Annotated in this window: 8 protein-coding genes; 6 read left to right on the top strand and 2 right to left on the bottom strand. The window is 29.5% G+C overall.

All coding sequences use genetic code 11. The annotated features are described in order from the left end of the window. Positions 1–913: 913 nt before the first annotated feature. Together ACYUE0_RS11430 and ACYUE0_RS11425 are read left to right on the top strand one after the other, a co-directional pair. Positions 914–1,468, top strand: coding sequence for a sigma-70 family RNA polymerase sigma factor (locus tag ACYUE0_RS11430; RefSeq protein WP_216450452.1), 555 nt, complete (start codon positions 914–916; stop codon positions 1,466–1,468). Continuing rightward, a complete protein-coding gene (locus ACYUE0_RS11425) occupies positions 1,461–2,825 on the top strand; it encodes a DUF4179 domain-containing protein (RefSeq protein ID WP_460270625.1) in 1,365 nt (454 codons plus the stop codon). The genes ACYUE0_RS11430 and ACYUE0_RS11425 overlap by 8 nt, the downstream gene beginning before the upstream one ends. Before the next feature lie 86 nt (positions 2,826–2,911). Here the strand turns inward: ACYUE0_RS11425 and ACYUE0_RS11420 are convergent, their stop codons facing one another. Both ACYUE0_RS11420 and ACYUE0_RS11415 read right to left on the bottom strand, forming a co-directional pair. Beyond that, positions 2,912–4,255, bottom strand: a complete 1,344-nt coding sequence (locus ACYUE0_RS11420) for an APC family permease (RefSeq protein WP_460270624.1) — start codon at positions 4,253–4,255, stop codon at positions 2,912–2,914. 28 nt (positions 4,256–4,283) lie between these two features. Continuing rightward, positions 4,284–5,450 (bottom strand): MalY/PatB family protein, encoded by a 1,167-nt coding sequence (locus ACYUE0_RS11415; RefSeq protein WP_460270623.1) that lies wholly within the window; start codon positions 5,448–5,450, stop codon positions 4,284–4,286. Positions 5,451–6,131: 681 nt separating this feature from the next. Here ACYUE0_RS11415 and ACYUE0_RS11410 point away from each other — a divergent pair. The 4 genes from ACYUE0_RS11410 (at position 6,132) to ACYUE0_RS11395 (ending at position 11,372) form a co-directional block, all read left to right on the top strand. Next, entirely contained in the window at positions 6,132–8,150 is a 2,019-nt protein-coding gene (locus ACYUE0_RS11410; protein ID WP_460270622.1) for a sigma-54 interaction domain-containing protein, read from the top strand. Positions 8,151–8,221: 71 nt separating this feature from the next. Beyond that, positions 8,222–9,154, top strand: a complete 933-nt coding sequence (gene mnmL, locus ACYUE0_RS11405; protein ID WP_010297877.1) for a tRNA modification radical SAM protein MnmL/YtqA — start codon at positions 8,222–8,224, stop codon at positions 9,152–9,154. Between the two features lie 590 nt (positions 9,155–9,744). Next, a complete protein-coding gene (locus ACYUE0_RS11400) occupies positions 9,745–10,446 on the top strand; it encodes a response regulator transcription factor (RefSeq protein ID WP_460270621.1) in 702 nt (233 codons plus the stop codon). Positions 10,447–10,448: 2 nt separating this feature from the next. Further along, the gene (locus ACYUE0_RS11395; protein ID WP_460270620.1) at positions 10,449–11,372 is read left to right on the top strand and encodes a sensor histidine kinase; all 924 of its coding nucleotides are present in this window, start codon (positions 10,449–10,451) and stop codon (positions 11,370–11,372) included. The last annotated feature ends 68 nt before the right edge of the window (positions 11,373–11,440 follow it).

Here is an 11,440-nt window from a genome sequence, read left to right as displayed (position 1 = left end):
CAGATTCAAGAACTTCTTTAACATAAGCAACTCTTTGTTCTTCTGAAAACTTTCTTTTAAAAACAACTTTTGACATATTGTAGCCCTCCTAATTTCATTAATATAATTGTAAATATCTAAATTAACTTTGTCCAATCCAATTAGGGGGGCTATAGGCTGTTAACTATTCACTGTTAACTTTTAACTAGAAATATGTAATATTTTCAAAATGTGCAGCCGTAACAAGAAGGACAGGTTCATTTAATTGTACCGACATAAAAAACTTTAGTATTCAATAAAAAGGTTAGATAAAATAAATTACAGGGCAAAGAACCAGTACTTGAGCTGCAAAGCAGCGTATCAGTTAGGTACTGGTTCTTTGCTTATTTTATTGTGGAAATACAGTAATTGTGGAATCTACAGTTTAATCGAAGTAAGTAGCCATAAATGAACCTGTCCCTCTTGTGATGGCATAAAAATTTAGGAAAATTACTTGTTCAGGTGTTCGGGACTGGCTTTGATTTATTAGCTAAGAAGTACAAAGCTAGGAGAGCATCTAATTTTAAGCGAAGAAAATAAACCTTACCGTGCCTGTCCCATTTGTGATGGAGCCAGAACTTTGGATAATTGCTTATTTAGAAGTTTTGCTTTTGTAGATTTAAAAATACGTTCAGTATTACTAGGAGCAAAGAGAGTAGTAATAACCACAATTATTAACTCTTAACTCTTAACTAAAAAAAGTCCCTCTTATGATGTAGGTATAACATAGGATAGATGATTGTTTAGTTGAGGTAGAAAGTTTTGAAAAATTGACAATGTACAATTTGAAAAATTAAGGATTAAGAATTATTGAAAATATATATTTTTCAAATTTAATAAATATATGGAACTTTTTACAGTCCTCGATTATCTTAAGTGTAGAGAGGTGAATTTAATGATTGGAAAAGACAATGTAATAAAAATTAGTGATTTTAAAAATCATAAATCTGCAAAAAATTATGTAGATAAAGAAATATTTATAAATCTTGTAGATGAAAATAAGATATCTTTATATAGATTAGCAAAGGGGATATTAAAGATAGAAGCTGACGTAGAAGATGCCATAAGTGAAACAGTGCTAAAGGCATTTAAAAATATAAAAACTTTAAAGGATGTAAAATGCTTTAAACCATGGATAATGAGAATTTTAGTAAATGAATGTTATGCTCTTTTAAATAAAAGAAATAAGGTAGAGCTTCAAAATGATATGGAAGTTTATAACCTACAATACGAAGACAAAAGCGAAAAAACGTTAATTTGGGCAGTTAATAAATTAGAAGATGATTTTAAGGCTGTTGTTATATTGTTTTACTATGAAGATATGAGTATAAAAGATATTAGTAAAATTTTAAACATTCCATCTGGAACAGTAAAGTCTAGACTTAGTAGAGCAAAAGCTAAGTTGAAATTAATATTAGAAGATGGAAAAAGGGGTGAGATATTTGGATAAGTTTGATGAAATGATAAAAGAAAGTATATCAAAAGAAAAATGGGATACACCTAAAAGCTTAGATGAAAGATTGGAAAATACCTATGAAAGTTTAAGTACAATTAAATCACATAAAAGGTTTTCTTTAAAAATAGGAGTATTAGTTGCATCAATTATGATGCTTACAATTACAACAGCATTAGCAGCTAATTCAGAAACAGTACAAAATGCAATAAATACAGTAAAAAACTATTTTAGTAGTAATACAGAGTCTAGGTATAGTGCATCTAAGAATAGTCTTGAGAAATTTAATGATGAAGTAGGCATAACTGTAGAGGATAAAGGAATTAAAATTACCTTAGATAGTCTTTCGGCAGATGAAAACTTTATGAATTTATTTTATACAATAGAAAGTGATAAACCTATTAAAATAAGCGAAAAAGAAATGGAGATGATTTGGGATACTAAAGATCTTGCACCTTGCGGTCATTTTACAATTGGTGAAAATCATCCAGCAATGAAAGATTGTGAAGTATATTTTGAATCTGAATATAAAGTTAAAGCAATGGCAAGGCTAGGGCTAAATAATATAGAAATAAAAGAAAATGATAAATTAGTTTTGGAACTAGTACGTGTTTTACTTGTTGAAGGAGATTGGAAAATAGAAACTGTATTAGATAAAAGTAAAATACAACCGGCTATAAAATCAGTTAAACCTAATGAGCATAGGATTATAAATTGTGAAGATATAGAATATGATATAAATATTGAAAAAGTGTCAATATCACCACTTGGCAACATTGTAACTATAAAAAGTAATAATGAAAAAATCTTTAATAATTTTGTATTATTTGATGATAAAGGAGAATCATTAGATGTATTACCAACAGGGGTAAGTGGTATAGGAGAAATAGGTTCAGTAAATTCATTTGAATTTTTAAAGGCAAATAAAGATACAAAATATATAAAACTTGTTCCTGTAGATACAAGATCAACAAGGCAATACCCTGAACCTATTATTAAAGATATAGCTGATTTACCAGTAGAATTTGAAAGGGCATCAAGTGGTAGCATTATAGTTGAAGATATAAAATCCGATAAAAATACTTTAAAGATAAAATATCGTAAAAAAGGGCTAGTACATTCTGATGTAGGAGATGCAATATTTTTGGACGATGATGGAAATGAAATGGAACCGTTATATAATGGAGATAAGTGGTATCAAATATCTGTAGATAGAGAGAATAATAGTTATACAGCAATAGTCACATCTTATAATAAAGAGTGTGATTACTCAAAATGTACTAAAGTTTTAATGTACCCAGAATATGAATATAAATTACTTGAGGATCAAGCAATAATAATAAATTTAGAATAACTAATACAAAATAAAAATAGAAAAACAACCTACGGAGGCTAGTTTAAGTTTGTAGGTTGTTTTTTTGTATATGTTAATGAAATGAATTAGGCAGCCTTATTGTTATCTTCTATCTTGTTGTTATTGCGATTGCAATAGTAGTAAACTGGTAATCCTAACAATGTTAATCCTATTCCAAATAAAGCACTAGCAGGTGAATCTTTAAGTGTAGAATATAATAAATATACACCACCAGCTATTCCTATTAAAGGTACTATAGGATATAAAGGAACATGGTAAAGTTTAGGGTTACGAGTAAATTTCTTTCTAAGAACAAATATACTAATTGTACCTAGAGTGTAGAAAATCCATAAAGCAAACACAATTAAATCTGTTATTGAGTTAAAAGTACCGGATAATATATATAATATTGTTATTATAGCTTGAAATATTAATGCATTAATAGGTGTACCTAGCTTTGGATGAAGAGAACCTAATACTTTTGATGCAGGTAGATCCTTACGTTCAGCCATTGCAAAAGCATATCTTGAACCACAAGTTAATTGACCATTAAGGCCCCCAAATACAGAAAGCATCATACCAATTGTTATAAATGTTGCTCCACTAGGTCCTAAAAGTTTACTTGCAACATCTACACCTATTTTATCTGAAACAGCAGTAATTGGACCAGGTAAAATATTAAATATAGCTGCGTTAAATGCGATATACACAAGCATTACAAATGTTATTCCGATAACTATAGCTTTAGGAATATTCTTTTCTGGATTTTTCATATCAGCAGCTAATGTACAACAGCTAAGCCATCCGTCATATGCCCATAAAACACCAAGAAGTGCAACTCCTGTACCAGCACCTTGTACATTTTGTAATGTTGAAAAGTTTATATCATGTGCAGTACCACTTACTAAACCCAATATAGCTATAGCTGCGATTGGTAGTAATTTACCTATTGTTGCTAATGTTTGCAACCAAACTCCATATTTAGTTGAAATTATTTGAGCAATAGTCAATATTATAACTAAAGATACAGCAAACATTTTTTGTTGAGTCCCAGTCATAGGTATAAAAAATGTTGAAAATGTAGAACAAGCTATTGCTAAAGCAGCACCGGAACCTGGACAATTTATTAAAGCACCTACCCAACCAAATAAGAAACCAACTAAATCGCCGTATAGTTCTCTTAGATATGTGTATAGACCACCAATTTTAGGTATGTAAGCAGCTATTTCTGCAACAGTAAGAGCTGCTGCTATAGTGATTACACCACCAAAAATCCACATTAAAAGTGCAACTCCTGTGGAACCTGCATTTTCTAAAACTATTGAAGGTTTTAAAAATACACCAGAACCAATTACAAGACCAATTACATACATTACACCTTGAAAGGCATTCATAGTTTTTTTCAGTTGGTTTTTGTTTTCTGTAGCCATATAAAATCCCCCTATAGGTAATTATTTTTTATAGTTTGTCTATAGCAGTTTTTAATCTATTTAAAGCTTCTTCAATTACTGATCTTGGACAGGCAACATTCATTCTAATGAAACCTTCACTTTCTTTTCCATACCATAAACCAAAGCCTACTTTAACTTCATTAATAGTGAATTCTTTTAATTCTTCAGCAGTCATTCCAAGTTCTCTGCAATCTATCCAAGAAAAATAAGTTCCTTCTGGTACGTAAGTTTTTAGTTTTGGAATATTTGATTCTATATAATTATTTACAAATTGTAAGTTTTCATGTAAATATTCTAATAGTTGATCTAACCATTCTTCACCATGTCTATATGCAGCTTCAGTAGCAACTAAACTAAAACAATTGTTTCTTTTTATATCATTTATTTGTAATAAGTGATCATATGTATCTTTTTGCTTTTTATTTCCGAAAATTATTATAGATGTTTGAAGTCCAGCTAAGTTGAAAGTTTTGCTTGGAGCAACACAAGTTATAGAATTTTCAAAGAACTCTTTTGAAATAGAAGCAAATGGAGTATATTTATTATTTTTATATACTAGTTCACAATGAATTTCATCAGATACAACTTGAACTCCGTATTTAATACAAATATCACCAATTTTCTTTAATTCTTCTTTTGTCCATACTGTTCCTACTGGATTGTGTGGGTTACAAAGGAAGAACATTTTCACACCAGATTTTACTTTGTTTTCAAAGTCTTCATAATCCATTTCATATCTACCATTTACTACTTTTAAAGAACTAACAAGTAATTCTCTTTTATGATCTTCTACTATTTCAAAGAATTCGTTATAAACCGGTGATTGAATTATTATCTTATCTCCAGGTTCTGTGAATTCTTGCATCATCATTACCATTCCAGGAATAACACCATGGCTATGGCTCATACAATCGCTGCTTACATCCCAACCATGCCTTTTTTTATACCACTGTGAAACTGATTCAAAATAAGAATCCGGTCTTGATACATATCCAAATATTCCTTGATCTAATCTTTCTCTCATTGCATCAATTATAGGCTCAGCAGTTTTAAAATCCATATCAGCTATCCACATAGGTATAATGTCTTCTCTTCCAAATTTAACTCCTAGTTCATCATATTTTGCTGCAAAATTGTTTGATCTGTCTGTAATTGTGTTAAAATTATATTTCATTTTTAAATCCTCCTTGATGAGTCTATTTTTTTAGTATTTTATTAAAGCAAATATCGTGCCAAGTTACATATAGAAACGAGCTCTAATTTAAATTTATACATAAAATTTTTGTTGTCAGTTGATAAAAATAAGTGCAAATGTAGTTAGTTAATAGTTAAAAGTAATGGATGAAACTGAATAGTCAGTTTCTTTCAATTTAGAAGCATTAACCCTTGAATTTGAGATATAAAATTTTGACTGAAGCTATATCCAAAGTATATAGCCATAACAAGAAGGACAGGCGTAACAAAATATATTCTCCATAAATTATTTTTCAGTAAAATTGAAAGGTTAGCAATAAAATTTATATTAATCAAAGCCGGTCCTAGAAAAGTTATGTTCAGTATTACTAGGAGTACATCGATTAGTAATAAAATATTAATTTGAAATTTTTTTATTTGATAAATTAAAAATTTAGTTTGGAACATTATAAGAATAACTAAATAAAAGATTTTAAAGAAATTTAAATAAACTTTTGGGGGAAAATAAAAAGGTAAATAGGTTAAATGGGGTTAGTTATACCCATTTAACCTATTAAAAGCTTAATAATAACTATTGGATTTTGCAATATACTTAATTTCATATTAAAATGAACATATTAAGGCATAATTAAATAGATTTTAGTAAAGTTGAGGATAAGTTATGAAGAGAATAGCAGTTGTAACAAATTTTTTATCTGTAGCAAAATTACATAAAAAAACGTTAGAAAGTTTATTTTTAGATGATATTATTGTAGACACTTATTCTTATGACAATGATAGAATTAATCATGTAATAGAGGCAGATGTATTTTTAATTTCTCTTTATTCCATATATGTAGAAATTAAAAAATATATCCCAAAGGATTCAAATGTAATTATTTTAAGCACAACTATAACAGAAGAGCAATATCAAAAAATCATAAAAATACCACCAACTTCTCAGGTGCTTTTAGTAAATTATAGTCCGGAAATGGCTCTAGAAACCTTGGCACTATTTAGACAAATTGGGTTAATTGAATATGATTTTATACCTGTTTATCCAGGGAAAAATAAAATTCCTAAGGTTGGTATTGCATTAACACCTGGAGAGAAAGATAAGGTGCCTAAATTTGTTAAGGAAGTTATTGATATAGGGCATAGAACTTTAGATATAACAACATTAAGTGATATAGCTATAAAGATAGGTTGTGAGCACTTATTAAGAGAAGAAAGATTCACAAAGCATTTTAAAAATCTAAAAACACCATATTGTGGGATTTCTGTGCTACTAGATAGAGCCAACATATTAGAAAGTAGATTTTTTGAATTACTAAATATTATAGATGAGGGAATTATTCTTACAGACGTGAACGGAGTAGTAATTTCATTAAATAAAAAAGCATCTGAGATATTTAGTTTAAACTCAAAAAGTGTTGGGATGAATGTAGTAGATATTATTGATCACTTTGCTATTAGAAAAGCTATTGAAAAAAAGATTATAATTGATCAACAGTTAACAAGTATTAATAATAAGCATATTTCTTTTCAAGCTGTACCTGTTAAAACTTCAGGAGATATAAATGGTTTTTTAATAATTGCTAACATATTTGAAGAAAAGGAAAAGAGTCAGCATAAGCTAAGAACTCAATTACTTAAAAAAGGTCATACAGCAAAATATACCTTTGAAGATATAATTGGGGAAAGTAAAAGTATTATTGATACAAAAGAGATGGCTAAAAAAATGTCTAAATCAGATTCATCTATATTAATTACAGGAGAATCAGGTGTTGGAAAGGAATTGTTTGCTCAAGCTATTCATAATGCATCAGGTAGAAAAAAATATCAGTTTGTAGCTATTAATTGTGCAGCTATTCCTGATAATCTTCTTGAAAGTGAGCTTTTTGGATACGAAGAAGGTGCCTTTACAGGTGCTAAAAAAGGCGGGAAAATGGGTATGTTTGAGATAGCCCATAATGGAACTGTGTTTTTAGATGAGATTGGTGAAATGCCATTACAGCTACAAAGTCGTTTGTTAAGAGTTATTCAAGAACGAGAAGTTATGAGAATCGGTGGAGAAAGCATTATTCACGTTAATATAAGAATTATAGCTGCCACTAATAAAAATTTAAAATATTTAGTTAAAAAAGGTGAGTTTAGAGATGACTTATATTATAGATTAAATGTTTTGCCATTAAAAATACCGCCATTACGCCATCGCGGAAATGATATATTAATATTGTTTGATTATATAAAAGAAAAAATAGATGCAGATTATGAATTATCTGATGGGGCAAAAGAATTTTTGTTGAGCTATGAATGGGAAGGCAATTTAAGAGAACTTGGAAACTGCATTGAATATTTGGCTTATCTTGAAGAAGGTAAAATAGAAGTGAAAGATTTGAAAAGAATATTTGAAAGAGAAGATGAAGAAACATCAAAAGATATTGAATTTGATGATTCAATAGATTGTAGAACCTTTGTATTAAAATGTTTATATGAAAGTAGAAAAGAATTAAAAGGTATTGGTCGTAGAAATATATTAGATAAAGCTAAAGAAAAAGGGATATTCATAACGGAAAATGAGGTAAGGAAAACACTTAATAATTTATTAGCTGAAGAGCTTATTATTGTTAGAAAAGGGCGTGGAGGAACAATTTTAACTCAAAATGGTGTAAAAGAAGTGTTAGAAATTTTATCATAAAGGTTATAATCAAGTAAAAAAATATTTAAGTTTATTTTTATTGAAAAAAGATATACATGAAAGGATTAGATATGAGTAAAGATTGGAATGGTAAAAAATATCATAGTTTAAACTACTTTTTAAGAAATAAATTTGGGGAGAAGATATTTAAAATTTCTTTAGATGCAGGATTTTCATGTCCTAATAGGGATGGTAAAGTTAGCAAAGGAGGTTGCGTTTTTTGCTCAGAAAGAGGGTCTGGAGATTTTGCTGGTGATAGAAATTTTTCTATAACTAAGCAATTTGAAGATATAAAAGAAATGATGAGTAAAAAGTGGAAAGATGGAAAATACATAGCTTATTTTCAAGCCTACACTAATACATATGCAGATGTAGAAACTTTAAGAGCTAAATATGAAGAAGCAATAAGTCAGCAAAATGTTGTAGGCCTTGCAATTGCTACAAGACCAGATTGTTTTAATAAAGAAATTTTTGATTTAATTGAGGAATATTCAAAGAAAATATATACTTGGGTAGAACTTGGTCTTCAAAGTTCTAAGGATGAAACAGCAAAATTAATAAATAGAGGATATCAATTAGAAACATTTGAAAACACTGTTAATGAGCTGAAAAAGAGAAATATTGATGTAGTAGCACATATTATATTTGGTCTACCAAAAGAGACAAGAGAAGATATGATAAATACAATAAAATATATTTCTAACACCGGTATACAAGGGGTAAAATTACACCTATTACATGTAATGAAAAATACACCATTAGAAAAACTATACGAAAATGGTATGGTTGAATTTATGACACAAGAAGAATATGTAGATTTAATTTGTGAAGCTATAACCTTATTGCCAAAAGATATGGTAGTACATAGATTAACAGGGGATGCACCAAGAAGTCTTTTAATAGGACCAATGTGGAGTCTTAAAAAGTGGGAAGTTTTAAATGCTATAGACAATAATTTAAAAGAAAAAGATTTATATCAAGGAAAGAATTTTAAAAAAATCTAAATATGGGGCTCTAAAATGAACTTTAAATTTATGTATAGGGAAACAAGCTCCAATTTAAATTTATTCATCAAATTTTTGTTATCAGTTGAGAAAAATAAGTGCAAATATGTTTAGTTAAGAATTACTAGTCGATATACTCCTAGTAATACTGAACGTAACTTTTCTAGGAACAGCTTTGATTAATATAAATTTTAATTTCAATTGAGAGTATCAATAGTTTAAAGAAATTGACAATGCACAATTGACAGTTGACAATGAAATTTGAAACATTATTATGTTTTTTTATTTGCTTTGCAATTTAAGTTCTATAATAAACAGCTTCAATTTTAGATTGAAGGTTTCCATCATTGTCCATTCTCAATTGTAAATTAATTCTAAAATGAGAGTGTAAAGTTCGTGAAAATTTTTCACTTGATAAAGATATAAGTTAAAAGATGATTTTATAACCCTACAATATAGAAATCTGTTTAAACTTGAATTGGTTCATTAATAAAATATATTAGATTATAAGGAAGAAGTTAGATGATACTGAAAGATGCTGAGAAGTGGACTGATGGCAGATTGAAAAAAGAAAAGGAAAGTGATAAATAATGAATACCGTACTGATGATTGATGATGATAAAGAGCTCTGCTCACTTATAAAGAAGTGTTTGGATAATGAAGAGATGTCTACTATCGTAGCATTCAGCGGTAGCGTGGGACTTAAAGCTTTGGACGAAAACAAAGACAAGCTTTCTCTTATTATTCTTGATGTGATGTTACCCGATTTAGACGGATTTAGTATCTTAAAAAGAGTAAGAGAAATAAGCAATGTGCCTGTTTTAATGCTCACTGCAAAAAACAGCGAAGAAGATAAAATAATAGGTCTGAGAACAGGTGCGGACGATTATTTAACGAAACCCTTTAGTATCAATGAATTGACTGCACGGGTAACCTCTCTTATACGCCGTTTTACAACACTTAACAACACACCCAATACACAAAAAGGGCATTTAATCCTTAAAGGGATGACAATAGATATAGATAATCGCATTGTTTGTGTAAACGATGAACAAATTGACTTAACAGGAAAAGAATTTGATTTGTTATTGTTTTTAGCTAATAATAAAGGACGTGTCTATACAAAAAAACAGATTTATACACAAGTTTGGGAGGATGACTATGCTTTTGATGGTAGCAATATTATGTCGTTTATAAGCAAACTCAGAAAGAAAATTGAACCAAGTTCCGATAATACTTTTTATATTCAAACTGTCAGAGGCATTGGGTATCGCTTTAATAGGGAGGCTTAGAAATGGGGATCGCTGAATTTTTTATAATTCTATCCGGTATGTTACTAATCGTTGTTTTTTATCTTGGTTTAAAACTATACAGAACAAAACAGCAAATCAGCGTAATACAAGAAGCTGTAACGGACATTAAAGATGGAAATTTAAACCGCAAAATACTTACAAGAGAAAATGACATGACAAGGCAAATTTGCTATGACTTAAATGCAATTACCACAGATATGCAAGTAACACTTATAAGTCAAAGGCAATCTGAGCAGGCATATAAACGCTTGATGACAAGTCTCTCTCACGATGTTAAAACACCGTTGACATCTCTTGTAGGTTACTTGGAAGCGATAGAAAAAAACATTGTCACGGGGAAAGAAAAGGACGAATATATCGAAGTTGCAATTGGTAAAGCATACAATTTAAAAGAGTTTACAGAACGACTTTTTGAATGGGTAAAACTAGATGCGAGAGAACAACTATTTCATTTTGAAGTGTGCGATGTCAACGAACTTTCTCGTAGTATTGCTGCCGATTGGATTATTGTTATAGAAAATAATAATTTTGACTATGAAGTTAATATTCCCGAAACAGAATGTCTTGCTCGAATTGATATAAATTCTTATACTCGAATTTTGAACAACCTTTTTCAAAATGTTATTGCTCATAGTAAAGGCACAAAACTTGTTTTTGATTTATACGAAGATGAAAAGCAAGTCACGGTAAAGGTTTCGGATAACGGAATAGGTATACCGAGGGATGAATTGTCACATATCTTTGAAAGAATGTATCGAGGGGATAAATCTCGAATGACTGCAGGAGCAGGACTTGGATTGTCTATCACGAAAGAACTTGTATCTGTTCATAAGGGGACAATTGACGTTGAAAGTACTTTAAAAGGCTCTACAACATTTACTATTATTTTACCAAAAGCTCTATAGCTCTGTCTTATACAGGGCTTTTTTTGGGTGAATAACAAGGCACAATCTTTGACTTGTTATTTCTTTTC

The sequence above is a fragment of the Clostridium sp. CTA-19 genome (genome assembly GCF_054767855.1).
The sequence above is the reverse complement of the archived record's forward strand: the minus strand, read 5'-3'. Positions and strand labels throughout refer to the sequence as shown.